This is a genomic window from Lelliottia sp., assembly GCF_045627565.1.
GTDB lineage: Bacteria > Pseudomonadota > Gammaproteobacteria > Enterobacterales > Enterobacteriaceae > Enterobacter.
This window is the reverse complement of the sequence record NZ_JAZQNX010000007.1, coordinates 24,200-38,885: the sequence shown is the minus strand read 5'-3', so window position 1 is coordinate 38,885 and position 14,686 is coordinate 24,200. Positions and strand designations below refer to the sequence as shown.

Below are 14,686 nucleotides of genomic sequence, written 5' to 3'. Positions count from 1 at the left end.
CATTGCCGGGCTTTTTGTTTTATTACACGTTGTAGAAATTGCGGTACCAGTCCACAAAATTCTTCACACCGTCTTTCACGGTCGTTTGCGGCTTGAAACCAATCACATCAAACAGTGCTTTAGTATCTGCGCTGGTTTCCAGCACATCACCTGGCTGAATAGGCATCATATTTTTCTGTGCTTCTTTGCCCAACGCATCTTCTAGCGCGGTGATGTAGTCCATCAATTCGACTGGGGAGCTGTTGCCGATGTTATAGACGCGGTACGGCGCAGAACTTGTAGCCGGCGACCCGGTCTCGACAGTCCATTCAGCATCAGCCTGCGGAATAACATCCTGCAGACGAATGATGGCTTCGGCAATATCATCAATATAAGTGAAATCGCGCTTCATCTTGCCGTAGTTATAGACATCAATACTGTTGCCTTCGATCATCGCCTTCGTAAATTTGAACAGGGCCATATCCGGGCGGCCCCATGGGCCATATACCGTAAAGAAGCGCAGTCCAGTCGTTGGCAAGTTATAAAGATGCGAATAAGTGTGCGACATCAACTCGTTGGCTTTTTTGGTCGCTGCATAAAGCGATACCGGGTGGTCCACTGAGTCATCGGTGGAGAATGGCATCTTGCGATTAAGACCATAAACCGAGCTTGAAGAGGCATAAAGCAAATGCTGAACCTGATTATGTCGGCAACCTTCAAGCACGTTCAAATGACCAATGAGGTTAGCATCAGCATAAGCGTGCGGATTTTCAAGTGAATATCGTACGCCAGCTTGAGCCGCCAGATGAATGACTCGGTCAAATTTCTCATTAGCGAACAGTTTCGCCATTCCTTCACGATCGGCCAAATCAAGCTTGTGGAAAGTAAAATTCTCAGATGTCAGCAAATTTAATCGCGCTTCTTTCAGACTGACGTCATAGTAGTCATTCAGATTATCAATCCCGACAACCTGGTGACCTGCGTCGAGAAGCCGCCCGCTAACATGGAAGCCGATAAAGCCTGCTGCCCCGGTGACCAGAAATTTCATATTCATCCTCTGTAGTAACATATACCGCTATTCACATAGCATAAGCCCTTGGGCGTCATCATACCCCTAAGCTCTGAGTAAGCAAAACTTCGCCTGCCCACCGTTTTACTTATCGGATTCTTATAGAAAAATTTTTTGCAATCGATACACTAGACCGATAATTTCTGCGTTTTTACCGTTGAAGGATTGTATGCCCCAGGACAACAATAATATCGTCGCTCAAAACAATGACTCTGAGCAATTTGATTTGATTGATTTAATACTGCAACTTTGGCGTGGCAAACTGATCATCTGTGCATTTATCGCTATCGCCATAGTTATCGCGGGGATTTACGTAACGACGGCAAAACAAAAATGGACTTCTACTGCCATCATCACACAACCCGATGCAGCACAAATCGGTAGCTACAGTAATGCGCTCAACATTGTGTATGGCAGTTCCACGACAAATGCAAACGCGGCCCCGAGACTTGCTGATATCCAGGTAGGGGTCTTCGGCCGGTTTAGCGCAGCATTGTCCGCCCTTGCAGGTTCTCTTGAAAATCAGGTAATTCCAGAGATGTTAAAACTTGAGCCTGTCATTAAAACCCAAGTTTTTCCTCTGCAAATTTCTTACACTTCAGAATCAGCCGAAGCTGCTCAAAAAAAGTTAGCTCTGTATATTCAGAAAATTGATGAGCAAGTGGCAAAAGAGCTTTTCATCGACCTTAAGGGTAACATTGCGCAACAAATCGAGAGTCTGAGCAACTCCCTGTCGAACCAGGAGAAGCTGTCGCAAGAGCAAAAAGATCTTAGAATTCGTCAAATAGCTGAAGCTTTGCAATATGCAGAAGCGGCAAAAATCAGCAGCCCACAAATTCAGCAGACACAGGATGTGACGCAGGATACGTTGTTCCTGCTTGGCAGTGAAGCGCTTCAATCGATGATTGAACGTGAATCAACCCGACCTCTTGTTTATTCTGACGACTATTATCTGAACAAGCAGAAGTTACTCGATGTTGAGAAATTGAAAATTGATCCTGCTTCCATCCATGCTTATCGCTATGTGATGAAGCCGGATCTTCCAGTGCGAAAGGATAGCCCGAAAAAAGCGATTGCATTGATCTTAGCGGTCCTGCTCGGCGGGGTTGTCGGTGCGGGTGTCGTGCTGGGTCGAAATGCGTTACGTAACCACAAACCAAAAAATTAAGTCATTTTCTCTCGAGAAAAAGAGAAATGCATAAAAGAAAAGACCGGGTTTCCCCGGTCTTTTTTATTTGTGTCGTTGGCGCAAATTCTCAATGACCGCCGTCAAATCCAGCTCCTGATCCTGCAACAGGACGAGCAGGTGGTACATCAAATCAGAGGCTTCATTTTTTAACTCTTCGCGGTCGTTGACCGTTGCCGCCAGTGCGGTTTCAACGCCTTCTTCGCCCACTTTCTGCGCGATACGTTTGGTGCCGCTGGCGTACAGTTTCGCAGTATATGAACTCTCTGGATCGGCAGTTTTGCGCTCGGCCAGCAGTTGTTCTAGCTGATACAGGAACAGCCACTGGTGGCTGGCATCGCCAAAGCAGCTAGTGGTCCCCAGATGGCAGGTCGGGCCAACAGGATTAGCCAGCACCAGCAACGTATCGTTATCGCAATCAGGTGTCACACTGACCACGTTCAGAAAATTACCGGAGCTTTCACCTTTGGTCCAAAGGCGCTGTTTAGTGCGCGAGAAAAAGGTCACTTTCTTGCTGTCGAGCGTTTGTGCTAAAGCCTGCTGGTTCATGTAACCGAGCATCAGCACTTCGCCAGAAACCGCATGTTGCACAACCACCGGCAATAATCCCTCAGTTTTTTCCCAGTCCAGTTGCGCTTGTTGTTGTTCAGTTAACATAACCTAATCTCCACGCCCTGGGTGGCCAGGTACGTTTTTAACTCACCAATATTGATAATCTGTTTGTGGAACACGGATGCGGCTAACGCGCCGTCAACATCCGCATCACGGAAGGCTTCGAGGAAATGTTCCATGGTTCCCGCGCCGCCGGAGGCAATCATCGGCACGCGGCACACGGCACGCACTTTCTTGAGCTGCTCCAGATCGTAGCCGTTACGCACGCCATCCTGGTTCATCATATTCAGGACGATTTCGCCTGCACCGCGTTTTTGTACTTCCTGCACCCAATCCAGGGTTTCCCACTGCGTCACGCGCGTACGACTTTCATCGCCCGTGTACTGATTGACGTGGTACTTACCGGTCGCGTCGTCAAACCAGGTATCAATCCCAACGACGATGCACTGCACGCCGAAACGATCAGCAAGACGCGTAATCAGTTCCGGGTCCGCCAGAGCAGGGGAGTTGATGGAAATCTTATCAGCCCCAAACGAGAGGATTTTTGCGGCGTCTTCCACAGACTTGATTCCGCCAGCGACGCAGAAGGGGATATCAATCACTTCAGCAACGCGCGTAACCCAGCTTTTATCAACCACCCGGCCATCGCTTGATGCGGTGATATCGTAAAACACCAGCTCATCTGCCCCTTCTTCGGCATAACGTTTTGCCAGCGGCACGATATCGCCAATAATTTCGTGATTGCGAAACTGTACGCCTTTCACTACCTGACCGTCGCGCACGTCAAGGCAGGGGATTATCCGTTTTGCCAGCATTGAATTGCCTCCGTCACAGTAAATTTTTCTTCCAGTAAGGCACGCCCAACAATAACCCCGCGTACGCCTGTTCCACGCAATGCAGCGATATCGGCCAAATCGCCGATTCCACCAGATGACTGGAAAGCCACCTGCGGGTAACGCGCGCAGACTTCCTCGTACAACGAAACATTCGATCCGGCCAGTGTGCCGTCGCGGGAAATGTCCGTGCACAGTACATGCTTCAGCCCAACCGGCAGGTAGATTTCAACCAGCTCTTCCAGCGTCATGCCGGAATTTTCCTGCCAGCCGCTGACCGCAACTTGCTTGTTACCCTGGTCATCGATACGCACGTCGAGCGCTAATACCAGCGCATCCGCGCCAAAGCGACGGAACCAGCCTTTGACCATTTCAGGGTCTTGTACCGCCGTAGAACCCACGACCACGCGTGCGACACCGGCCTCAAGCAAAGCTGCAACATCCTCTTCAGTGCGCACTCCTCCGCCAACCTGCACGGGAACGTCAACGCCTGAAACGAGCGACTTCAGTAATGTAATCTGGCGTTTAGCCGGGTCTTTTGCGCCGGTCAGATCCACCAGATGTAAGACTTCTACGCCCTGCGCCGCATAATCCTGCAAGCGTGGTAGCGGATCGTTTCCGTAATCGCGCTGCTGGCCGTAATCCCCCTGATGGAGGCGAACAACCGTGCCGTCAATTAAATCCAGTGCGGGAATAATCATCACATCTCCAGGAAATTTTTGAGCAACTGCGCACCTGCGGCGCCGGAACGTTCCGGATGGAACTGCACGCCAAAGAAATTATCTTTGTTCACAGCGGCGGTAAATGGCTCGCCATAATGGCATTGCGCGATGGTCCAGGTGTTCACCGGCATCGCGTAGCTATGGACGAAATAGAAATACGCGCCATCTTCGATGCCACGGAACAAACGGTCACCTGCTTTCGGATAGACGCGGTTCCAGCCCATATGCGGGAGCGGAAGGCCAAAGTCGGTCATTTTAGGCACGTCTTCTTCGATGATACCCAGCATGTCCACGCCATGGCTCTCTTCACTGCGGCGGCCAAGAAGCTGCATGCCCAGGCAGATGCCCAGCACGGGTTGGGTGCAGGCTTTGATCAGGTCCACTAATTCTCGTTCGTGGATCTGATCCATCGCTGCCTGCGCGGTTCCCACGCCGGGCAGGAAAAGTTTGTCCGCACGCAACACCACGTCAGGATCGCGGCTGACCACCGGCTCATAGCCGTGACGCGCAATGGCTGATGTCACGGAATTCAGATTGGCGCAGCCCGTATCCAGAATCACCACGTTCATCACAGCACTCCTTTAGAAGAAGGCAGCGTATCGCCGTCGACACGAATGGCCTGCCGCAGCGTGCGGCCAAAGACTTTGAACAGGCTTTCGACACGGTGGTGATCGTTCTTACCTTTTGTTTTTAGGTGCAACGTCACGCCCATGGTGTAGGAGAGCGAGCGGAAGAAGTGTTCAACCATTTCAGTGCTCAAATCGCCCACGCGCTGATAGGTAAAATCAGCTTTATATTCCAGGTGCGGGCGACCGGAAATGTCCAGCGCACAGCGTGCCAGGCACTCATCCATCGGCAGGACAAAGCCGAAACGGTTGATGCCGCGCTTATCACCCAGCGCCAGTTTCAACGCTTCGCCCAGTGCCAGGCCGGTATCTTCAACGGTGTGGTGATCGTCAATGTACAGATCGCCTTTCACGTTGATCTCCATACGAAAACCACCGTGCGTGCAAATTTGATCCAGCATATGGTCAAAGAACCCAACACCCGTATGAATCTTGCTGCCGCCTTCGCGATCCAGCCAGACCTTAACGTCGATTTGCGTCTCTTTGGTGTTGCGCTCGACGTGCGAATAACGATCGCGTTTCGTCAGCTTTTCGCCAATCATCGCCCAGTTCAGTTCTGAGCGGTTAAAGCGAAGTCCTTGAATGCCCATATTATCGGCCAGCTCAATGTCCGTTGCGCGGTCGCCAATCACGTAGCTGTTCGCATGGTCCAGCGCATCTTCAGCCAGATAGCGTTCAACCAACTTCACTTTAGGTTTGCGACAATCGCAATTCTCCGCTGGCAGGTGCGGGCAAATCAGCACCTCATCAAACGTCACACCCTGAGAGGAGAGGATCTGCATCATCAGGTTATGCGGCCCATCGAAATCCGCCTGCGGGAAACTGTCAGTGCCTAATCCGTCCTGATTGGTGATCATCACCAGCTTAAATCCGGCTTTCTGCAACGTAAGCAGAACCGGGATAACATCCGCTTCAAAAGCCAGTTTGTCGAAACGATCGACCTGATAATCACTTGGCGGCTCGGAAATGATCGTGCCGTCACGATCGATAAAGAGGGTCTTCTGGCTCATGCTTGCTCCGCTTTCAGGGCGTCAATAACGCGCTGGCTCTCTTCCCGCGTGCCCACGGTGATGCGTAAACAGCCGCTCAGGGAAGGTTGTTTGTTTTGGTCTCGTAAGATAATGCCCTGATCCCACAAAGATTTAAATACAGCGCTGGATGCGGTAAAACGCGCCAGGATGTAATTGGTTTCAGAGTCGAATACTTGCTCAACGCAGGCGATATCTTTCAGGGCGTTCACCAGATATTGACGCTCAACGAGGATTTGCGCCACGCGTTCGCGCATGGCATTAATGCCCTGAGGAGCCAGTGCCTGCGCGGCGATATCCGCAACCGGCGTAGAAAGAGGATACGGCGCGATAACCTTCATCAGCAGATCGATAACGTCTTTATTGGCAAGCGTAAAGCCGCAGCGCAAACCCGCCAGCGCGAAGGCTTTCGACAGGGTGCGCAACACCACAAGATGCGGATACTCTTCCAGCCAGCCGGTCAACGTAGCCTGCGGGCAAAATTCGATATAGGCTTCATCGGCAACAACTAACGCTTTGCCACGCGTCATTTCCAGCAGGGTACGGACATCCTGCGGATTGATAAGTTGTCCGGTTGGGTTATTGGGACTGCAAACAAAAACGACCTTTACGCCGTCGAGATTGTCAGCAATCGCAGGCAAATCAAGCTGCCAGTCGTCGAGTGACAGAACATTTCGGCACTCTACGCCAAAGGTTTCAGCGCTGACGCTGTACATGCCGTAAGTCGGCTGGCAGTACAGCACCGCGTCCTTGCCCGGCTCGCAGAATGCGCGGATCAGCAGTTCAATCCCTTCGTCAGCACCGCGACTCACCAGCACTTGCTCAGGTTTGACGCCAGCGTACTGGGCATAATTTTCGATAACCGCTTTTGGCTGGCACTCCGGATAACGGTTCAGCGTCTGCTGTGAAAGGTCGAACGTCACCGCCGTTGGGAATTCATTGGCGTTGAGCCACACATCGCCGTTACCGCCCAGGCGGCGAGCAGATTGATAAGGCGTCAGTCTGCGAACGTTGTCACGGGCTAATTCTTCAATGCTCATGCTTGCTCCTTCAGGGCTGCAATACGCAGCGTCACGGCGTTTTTGTGGGCGGTGAGACGTTCAGCTGCCGCCAGCGTTTCAATGGTGGAGGCAAGCGCAGCAAACCCTTCTCGGGACAGTTCTTGCACGGTCATGCGCCTCTGGAAATCAGCCAGCCCAAGGCTTGAACAGGTTGATGTGTAGCCATACGTGGGCAGCACGTGGTTAGTGCCCGAGGCGTAATCCCCTGCGGACTCAGGTGACCAGTCGCCGAGAAACACAGAACCGGCGCTGGTGATGCTGTCTACCAGCTGGCGAGCGCTGCGGGTCTGAATAATCAGGTGTTCCGGACCGTACTGATTTGAAATGGCAATACATTGCTCCAGATCTTGCGCCACGATCAAACGGCTGGCCAACAATGCCTGACGCGCCGTTTCGGCACGCGGCAGGTCAGCAAGCTGGCGCTCAACGGCCTTGCCGACGCGCTCGGCGATTGAGGCATCCGGCGTCAGTAAAATCACCTGTGAATCGGGGCCGTGTTCGGCCTGTGACAGCAGGTCAGAGGCGACGAAATCCGGCGTTGCGCCACTGTCGGCAATCACTAACACTTCCGACGGACCGGCTGGCATATCGATAGCTGCACCGTCTAAACGCTGGCTGACCTGGCGTTTGGCTTCAGTCACGAACGCGTTACCCGGTCCAAAAATCTTATCGACTTTTGGCACTGACTCCGTACCAAACGCCAGTGCGGAGATGGCCTGCGCGCCACCGACTTTAAACACGTCTTTCACGCCGCACAGCTTGGCCGCATAAAGAATCTCATCGGCAATCGGCGGCGGCGAGCAGAGCACCACTTTTTGACAACCCGCGATGCGCGCGGGCGTGGCCAGCATCAGCACGGTTGAGAACAGCGGCGCTGAGCCGCCAGGGATATACAGCCCAACGGAGGCAATCGGGCGCGTGACCTGCTGGCAACGCACGCCGGGCAGCGTTTCGATATCGACGGTCTGCAGTTTTTGCGCGGTGTGGAAGGTGTCGATATTTTTCACGGCTACCGCCATGGCCCGCTTGATCTCCTCGCCCAGACGTTCGCATGCCGCGGCGATTTCCTGTTCGGTGACCTTAAGCGCACCGACCTCGGTTTTATCAAATTTTGCGCTGTATTCGCGCAGCGCGTCGTCGCCGCGGGCTTTAACGTTATCCAGAATCTCTGCGACGGTGCGGGTAATACTTTCTGAGGCAGAAATGGCCGGGCGCATCAGCAGATCGCGCTGCTGCTGGTCATTACAGCTGTTCCAGTCGATGATTGTGTTAAAGCTCATGGCGGTCACTCCATCATCTTCTCAATTGGCAGCACCAGAATGGAGCTTGCCCCCAGCGCTTTCAGTTTTTCCATGGTTTCCCAGAACAGGGTTTCGCTGCTCACCATGTGCATCGCTACTCGTTGTTGATCGCCTGCCAGGGGCAGAATGGTTGGGCGTTCCGCACCCGGCAGCAGGGCAATCACTTCATCCAGGCGCTCGGTCGGTGCATGCATCATGATGTATTTGGATTCGCGTGCCTGAATCACGCCCTGAATACGGGTCAGCAGACGGTCAATCAGCTGTTGCTTCGCTTCCGGCATCTCGCCATCGCGCTGAATCAGGCAGGCTTTGGAGCGATAAATCACTTCCACTTCACGCAGGCCGTTCGCTTCAAGCGTTGCGCCAGTAGACACTAAATCGCAAATGGCGTCGGCCAGGCCCGCACGCGGAGCGACTTCAACAGAACCGTTCAACAGACAGGATTTAAACTGCACGCCCTTCTGATCGAGATAACGTTTTAGCAGGTGAGGGTACGAGGTGGCGATACGCTTGCCGTTCAGCGCAGCAGGGCCGTCCCACGCTTCATCAACTGCCATTGCCAGCGACAGGCGGCACCCGCCGAAATCCAGACGACGCAGAGTGAAATAACGCGGGTCTTCACCCTGTGCGCGACGGGTCAGTAACTCTTCTTCCAGCACGTTTTCGCCGATAATACCGAGGTCAACCACACCGTCCATTACCAGGCCCGGGATGTCGTCATCACGTACGCGCAGGATATCAATCGGCATATTTTCAGCCAGAGCGATGAGACGCTGGGTGTGCAGGTTGATTTTAATCCCGCAGCGCGCCAGTAATTCGCGTGAATCGTCGCTTAGACGGCCTGATTTTTGAATAGCTATGCGTAAACGTGTGTTGTCTAACATTCTGTTGTCCTCGTTATCTTGTTTTAATCTGTCTGAATACGGTCCAAAAAAAAGCCCCCGGAAGATGATCTTCCGGGGGCTTTCTCTTGCGTTCTCGCACCACTGGAAGATCTGAATGTCTTCCAGCACACATCGCCTGAAAGACTAGTCAGGATGATGGTGATGATGGTGGTTTTTAAATGGAACGCGTGTCATATAAATTCTCTATGAATGCTTATGCATCTGATGTCATTTAACGTAAACCACATTCACTGTTCAACGCAAGGGCTTTTTTTAATCATTAATTCATTTCATATTGATGCTATGAATTGTCAGTTCTGCAGCGCTGGCGTAGCCTTAAGTCAGACGCGTGAAAGCGAGGAGAGAACGTATGAAAAAGATCGCCATTGTCGGTTTAGGATGGCTGGGCATGCCGTTAGCGATGTCGTTAACAGCAAGAGGCTGGCAAGTGACCGGCAGTAAAACGACGCTGGACGGGGTCGAAGCGGCTCGGATGTCGGGAATCGACAGCGTGGAGCTTCGGCTTGAACCAGAACTGGTCTGTGACGCCGACGATCTGAATACGCTAATGAATGTCGATGCGTTGGTGATTACGCTTCCGGCTCGTCGCAGCGGGGATGGGGAAGGATTCTACCTTCGGGCTATGCAGGAAATTGTCGACAGTGCGCTGGCGCATCATGTACCGCGCATTATTTTCACCAGCTCGACGTCGGTTTATGGTGATGTCGAAGGTACCGTCAAAGAAAATACCGAACGTCAACCGGTCACGGCTAGCGGTCGTGTGCTGAAAGAGCTGGAAGACTGGCTGCATAATTTACCCGGTACGCAGGTGGACATTTTGCGTCTCGCCGGTCTTGTGGGACCGGAGCGTCATCCAGGACGCTTTTTTGCCGGTAAAACGGCACCGAATGGCCAGCATGGCGTCAATCTCGTCCATCTTGAGGACGTTATCGGCGCAATTACCCTGCTTTTACAGGCCCCGAAAGGCGGACACATCTATAATATATGTGCGCCATCTCATCCGGCGCGAAGTACGTTTTATCCCGTGATGGCCCGTCAGCTTGGGCTTGAGCCGCCGCAATTTCGCGACGCATCTGGGGAAGGGCAAGGCAAATTGATTGATGGCAATCGTATTTGTCGTGAACTGGGATTTGAATATCAATATCCCGATCCGCTGGTGATGCCAATGGAATAACGCCGCCAGCGGATACGCTCGCACACCGCAAGGGGGCGAACATGAAACCGCTGCTGGATGTTCTGATTATCCTCGATGCGCTGGAAAAAGAGGGAAGCTTTGCCGCCGCGTCGGCAAAGCTCTTCAAAACGCCCTCGGCCCTCAGTTATACCGTCCATAAACTCGAAAGCGATCTCAATATTCAACTGCTCGATCGCACGGGCCACCGCGCCCGCTTCACCCGTACCGGACAAATGTTGCTTGAGAAAGGCCGCGAAGTTCTTCACACCGTACGCGAGCTGGAAAAACAGGCTGTGAAGCTACATCAGGGCTGGGAAAATGAGCTGGTGATTGGCGTTGATGACACGTTTCCCTTCTCGCTACTCACGCCGTTGATTGAAGCTTTTTATCAACGCCATAGCGTCACCCGACTTAAATTTATCAACGGCGTGCTGGGCGGTTCCTGGGAAGCGTTAACCCAGGGGCGGGCGGATATTATCGTCGGCGCGCTGCATGAGCCGCCGCAGTCGAGCGAATTTGGTTTTGCGCGTTTGGGCGTGCTTGAACAAGTTTTCGTCGTGGCGCCGCATCATCCGCTTGCCCAGGAGCCTGAGCCCATCTCACGTCGCGTGATTAAAGGCTGTCGGGCGATTGTTGTCGGGGACAGTTCGTTGCCCGAATGCGCCGTTTCTTCGCAACTGCTTGAAGATCAGGAGGCAATCACCGTATTTGATTTTAAAACCAAACTGGAACTGCAAATTAGCGGTCTGGGTTGTGGTTATCTGCCGCGTTATCTGGCGCAGCGGTTTATTGAAACGGGTGCGCTGGTTGAGAAACAAGTGATGGCACAAAACCACAGTGAATCGGTGTGGGTTGGCTGGAATGAGCAAACCGCAGGACTCGCCAGCGCGTGGTGGCGGGATGAGATTTTAGCAAATAGTGCTATCGCTGCCGTTTACACTTCGCCCGATGGCGGTATATCAAGTGGTTAGTAAAAAGAAAAGCCTGATCGGTATATGAATCTATTGCCTTTTATCCCAAAGATGGGGCAAAATGCGCCGCTGCAAAAAATTAGAATAATCGACGATATAAAAGGCGTCGGTTATTTTTTTTTGCATGTATCAAACGCCATTTAAAACCAAGAGGCCGGGCTTCGTACCGGATAGATACTTACAAAAACCGACAGTTGTTGTCGCTGAGGAATTCAGAAAATGGGGCAATCATTTGCTTACGCGCTGGCTCTCACCGTAATGGGGAATAACCATGTCGCTTAACGCTACTCCACAAACCTCTCGCGTGGAATTACGTAAGACACTTACGTTGATTCCGGTTGTAATGATGGGCCTTGCCTATATGCAGCCGATGACGCTGTTCGATACGTTTGGTATCGTTTCAGGCCTCACAGACGGTCACGTCGCAACGGCATATGCCTTTGCGCTGGTCGCTATTCTCTTTACGGCGTTGAGCTACGGTAAACTGGTTCGCCGTTTCCCGTCCGCTGGCTCTGCATACACCTATGCTCAGAAATCCATTAGCCCGGCTGTTGGCTTTATGGTGGGCTGGTCATCTCTGCTGGACTATCTGTTCATGCCGATGATCAACATTCTGCTGGCAAAAATTTACTTCGAAGCGCTGGTGCCTTCCGTCCCATCGTGGCTCTTCGTGGTTGCGCTGGTGGCCTTTATGACCATCTCGAACCTGCGCAGCATTAAGACCGTCGCCAACTTCAATACGCTGATCGTTATCCTGCAGATGGGTATCGTGGCGGTTATCGTCGGTCTGATTGTCTACGGTGTCGCGCACGGTGAAGGTGCCGGTACGCTGACCAGCACCCGTCCGTTTTGGTCTGAAGGCGCACATGTTGTGCCGATGATTACCGGTGCAACCATTCTGTGCTTCTCGTTCCTGGGCTTTGACGGTATCTCTTCTCTGTCTGAAGAGACCAAAGACGCTGAGCGCGTGATCCCTCGTGCAATCCTCCTGACGGCGCTTTTGGGTGGCATGGTCTTCATTGGTGCGTCTTACTTCCTGCAGCTGTATTTCCCGGATATCTCTCGCTTTAAAGATCCGGATGCATCACAGCCAGAAATTATGCTCTACGTTGCCGGTAAAACCTTCCAGTGGGGTGTGCTGATCTTCTCAAGCGTCACCGTGTTGGCATCCGGTATGGCTGCCCACGCAGGCGTATCGCGTCTGATGTACGTGATGGGTCGCGACGGTGTGTTCCCAACGCGCTTCTTTGGTTATATTCATCCAAAATGGCGCACCCCAGCATGGAACGTGCTGCTGGTTGGTGCTATCGCACTGCTGGCGATTAAATTTGACCTGGTCACAGCAACGGCGCTGATTAACTTTGGTGCGCTGGTGGCGTTCACCTTTGTTAACCTCTCCGTGATCTCGCAGTTCTGGATCCGTGAGAAGCGCAACAAAACGCTGAAAGACCATTTCAACTACCTGGTCCTGCCGCTGTGTGGCGCAATGACCGTTGGCGCGCTGTGGATCAACCTTGAAGAAAGCTCAATGATTCTGGGTCTGATCTGGGGTGGTATCGGTCTGGTTTACCTGGCTTGCGTGACCAAAAGCTTCCGCAACCCGGTTCCACAGTACGAAGATATCGCACAGTAATTAGCGTCTGTTGATAAAAAAACCGGGGACAATGTCTCCGGTTTTTTTATGCCTCTAATTCGGCTCAGTCTATAAATGCCCCTCCAAAGGAAGGACAGGTTTAAACGATTTCTTGCGCATATTGGTACAGCGCTTTCAACAGATTCTGTTTTTCCGCATCACCTTCATACTGCGTAAACAGCATTTCCAGTTCTTGCGCATAACGTTGTAAATACTCAGGCGTAAAGACGTTGCGGCGATGCTGTAACCAGCGTTCCTGCTCGCTTTCGTCCAGCGTGCCGGGGAAGTTACGCGCCCGATAGTTAAACATCAGCTTCTCAATACGCTTATCCGCAAACGTGATATCCAGAGCAGGTAAGTTGCGCGGATCGGTTTGCAGAACGATATTCATTGCGGCTCTATCAGCATCGCTGAAAAAGCCGTTGTAGAGTTGTGCATCAACATTATCTGACGGGACAAACGGTTCGGCTTCGGCAAAAATCGCCACCACTTTATCGCGAACCTGCGGGTTATCGCGCAGGACTTTGAGATTATCCAGACACTGCTGACGGTTAATTCCCAGCCGCTCTGCATCTTCCGGGCGCAACGTATTTGCCTGCGCCAGCACGGGACATTTATTGATGTGCACCAGCTTAACCGGCACCGCCGCGTCCTTGCCCAATTCACTTTTTGGCGTGTATAAACGCGCGCGTAGCGCATCGCTGTCCAGCTCAAGCAGCGGCGTGATGTCTCCCGCGAGATCGACCATAATCACCGCGTTGCGGTTATCAGGATGCCAAGCCAGAGGAGCGACCCAACTGGTATTTCCACGCCAGGCGCCGAACATACCAGAAATATGCACCAGCGGTTTCATCTGCGGGACGTCAATCAGTGTCATCAGTTTCTGTTTATTGCGATGGCTCAGCAGATACTCAAACAGTTTGGGTTGCGCTGTTTTGACGCGCTTTGCCATCTCGATGGTGGCGTAAACGTCCGCCATGGCGTCGTGCGCATTGCTGTGTTCAATGCCGTTGGCGCGGGTCAAATGTTCCAGACGGAAGCTTGGCAGCCCGTCTTCATTTTCTGGCCAGTTGATTCCTTCCGGGCGCAGCGCATAGCACGCGCGCATCACGTCCAGTAAATCCCAGCGTGAATTACGGTTTTGCCAGCTCCAGGCATAGGGATCGTAGAAATTGCGGTACAGGACGTTGCGCGTCACTTCATCATCGAAGCGAATATTGTTATAGCCCACTACGCAGGTATTCGGCACGGTAAAAAGTGCGTGAATGCGACGGGCAAATTCCGCTTCGTTTACGCCTTTCTCACGCGCTTCCTGCGGGGTAATACCCGTGACCATCACAGCACCAGGCTGCGGCAGGTAATCATCGGCAGGTTTACAGTAAAAAACCTCCGGCTCGCCAATGATCGTGAAATTAGCGTCAGTGCGGATCGCCGCAAACTGCGATGGCCGGTCCAGCGAGGGGCTGGTACCAAAGGTTTCGTAATCGTGGAAGAGAAACGTGGGAAGCGCGGCGGAATCAGACACCAGTAATACCATCCTGTTAAAAAGTTGCTTCGCTATGGTAAACCATCAGGGTCATCAGACC

The 14,686-nt window shown here is 52.5% G+C and carries 16 protein-coding genes and 1 other annotated feature; of the genes, 5 read left to right on the top strand and 11 right to left on the bottom strand.

Annotation, left to right across the window (positions count from 1 at the left end):
* Positions 1–22: 22 nt before the first annotated feature.
* Positions 23–1,027: an NAD-dependent epimerase gene (locus ACKI5T_RS04560; protein WP_407435861.1), complete on the bottom strand. Its 1,005-nt coding sequence runs from the start codon at positions 1,025–1,027 to the stop codon at positions 23–25.
* 190 nt (positions 1,028–1,217) lie between these two features.
* Between ACKI5T_RS04560 and wzzB the strand changes: the two genes are divergently transcribed.
* Entirely contained in the window at positions 1,218–2,216 is a 999-nt protein-coding gene (gene wzzB, locus ACKI5T_RS04555) for an LPS O-antigen chain length determinant protein WzzB (protein WP_407435859.1), read from the top strand.
* Positions 2,217–2,279: 63 nt separating this feature from the next.
* Here wzzB and hisIE read toward each other — a convergent pair whose 3' ends face one another.
* From hisIE to hisL, 9 genes are all read right to left on the bottom strand, one after another.
* The gene (gene hisIE / locus ACKI5T_RS04550) at positions 2,280–2,891 is read right to left on the bottom strand and encodes a bifunctional phosphoribosyl-AMP cyclohydrolase/phosphoribosyl-ATP diphosphatase HisIE (protein WP_407435857.1); all 612 of its coding nucleotides are present in this window, start codon (positions 2,889–2,891) and stop codon (positions 2,280–2,282) included.
* On the bottom strand, positions 2,885–3,661 hold the full coding sequence (gene hisF / locus ACKI5T_RS04545; protein ID WP_407435855.1) for an imidazole glycerol phosphate synthase subunit HisF: 777 nt from the start codon (positions 3,659–3,661) through the stop codon (positions 2,885–2,887). Before hisF ends, hisIE begins: the two co-directional genes overlap by 7 nt.
* Entirely contained in the window at positions 3,643–4,380 is a 738-nt protein-coding gene (gene hisA, locus ACKI5T_RS04540; protein ID WP_407435853.1) for a 1-(5-phosphoribosyl)-5-[(5-phosphoribosylamino)methylideneamino]imidazole-4-carboxamide isomerase, read from the bottom strand. Before hisA ends, hisF begins: the two co-directional genes overlap by 19 nt.
* The gene (gene hisH / locus ACKI5T_RS04535; RefSeq protein WP_015959635.1) at positions 4,380–4,970 is read right to left on the bottom strand and encodes an imidazole glycerol phosphate synthase subunit HisH; all 591 of its coding nucleotides are present in this window, start codon (positions 4,968–4,970) and stop codon (positions 4,380–4,382) included. Before hisH ends, hisA begins: the two co-directional genes overlap by 1 nt.
* Positions 4,970–6,037, bottom strand: coding sequence for a bifunctional histidinol-phosphatase/imidazoleglycerol-phosphate dehydratase HisB (gene hisB, locus ACKI5T_RS04530; protein ID WP_407435851.1), 1,068 nt, complete (start codon positions 6,035–6,037; stop codon positions 4,970–4,972). The genes hisH and hisB overlap by 1 nt, the downstream gene beginning before the upstream one ends.
* Entirely contained in the window at positions 6,034–7,095 is a 1,062-nt protein-coding gene (hisC, locus tag ACKI5T_RS04525) for a histidinol-phosphate transaminase (RefSeq protein WP_407435849.1), read from the bottom strand. Before hisC ends, hisB begins: the two co-directional genes overlap by 4 nt.
* Positions 7,092–8,396 (bottom strand): histidinol dehydrogenase, encoded by a 1,305-nt coding sequence (gene hisD / locus ACKI5T_RS04520; protein WP_407435847.1) that lies wholly within the window; start codon positions 8,394–8,396, stop codon positions 7,092–7,094. The genes hisC and hisD overlap by 4 nt, the downstream gene beginning before the upstream one ends.
* Positions 8,397–8,401: 5 nt before the next feature.
* On the bottom strand, positions 8,402–9,301 hold the full coding sequence (gene hisG / locus ACKI5T_RS04515; RefSeq protein WP_015959631.1) for an ATP phosphoribosyltransferase: 900 nt from the start codon (positions 9,299–9,301) through the stop codon (positions 8,402–8,404).
* A 45-nt stretch (positions 9,302–9,346) separates the two neighbouring features.
* Positions 9,347–9,470, bottom strand: a sequence feature (His leader region).
* Positions 9,446–9,496: a his operon leader peptide gene (hisL, locus tag ACKI5T_RS04510; protein WP_099516347.1), complete on the bottom strand. Its 51-nt coding sequence runs from the start codon at positions 9,494–9,496 to the stop codon at positions 9,446–9,448. Its footprint overlaps the feature before it by 25 nt.
* 175 nt (positions 9,497–9,671) lie before the next feature.
* On the opposite strand from hisL, the gene ACKI5T_RS04505 reads away from it, so the two are divergent.
* The 4 genes from ACKI5T_RS04505 (at position 9,672) to ACKI5T_RS04490 (ending at position 13,100) form a co-directional block, all read left to right on the top strand.
* Positions 9,672–10,496: an SDR family oxidoreductase gene (locus ACKI5T_RS04505; protein ID WP_407435845.1), complete on the top strand. Its 825-nt coding sequence runs from the start codon at positions 9,672–9,674 to the stop codon at positions 10,494–10,496.
* Positions 10,497–10,537: 41 nt separating this feature from the next.
* Complete coding sequence (locus ACKI5T_RS04500; protein ID WP_407435843.1) at positions 10,538–11,467, top strand: LysR substrate-binding domain-containing protein; 930 nt, start codon at positions 10,538–10,540, stop codon at positions 11,465–11,467.
* A 219-nt stretch (positions 11,468–11,686) separates the two neighbouring features.
* Positions 11,687–11,749 (top strand): membrane protein YoeI, encoded by a 63-nt coding sequence (gene yoeI / locus ACKI5T_RS04495; RefSeq protein ID WP_096335045.1) that lies wholly within the window; start codon positions 11,687–11,689, stop codon positions 11,747–11,749.
* The gene (locus ACKI5T_RS04490) at positions 11,739–13,100 is read left to right on the top strand and encodes an APC family permease (RefSeq protein WP_015959628.1); all 1,362 of its coding nucleotides are present in this window, start codon (positions 11,739–11,741) and stop codon (positions 13,098–13,100) included. The genes yoeI and ACKI5T_RS04490 overlap by 11 nt, the downstream gene beginning before the upstream one ends.
* Before the next feature lie 100 nt (positions 13,101–13,200).
* Here the strand turns inward: ACKI5T_RS04490 and sbcB are convergent, their stop codons facing one another.
* Positions 13,201–14,625, bottom strand: coding sequence for an exodeoxyribonuclease I (sbcB, locus tag ACKI5T_RS04485; protein WP_407435840.1), 1,425 nt, complete (start codon positions 14,623–14,625; stop codon positions 13,201–13,203).
* Between the last annotated feature and the right edge of the window lie 61 nt (positions 14,626–14,686).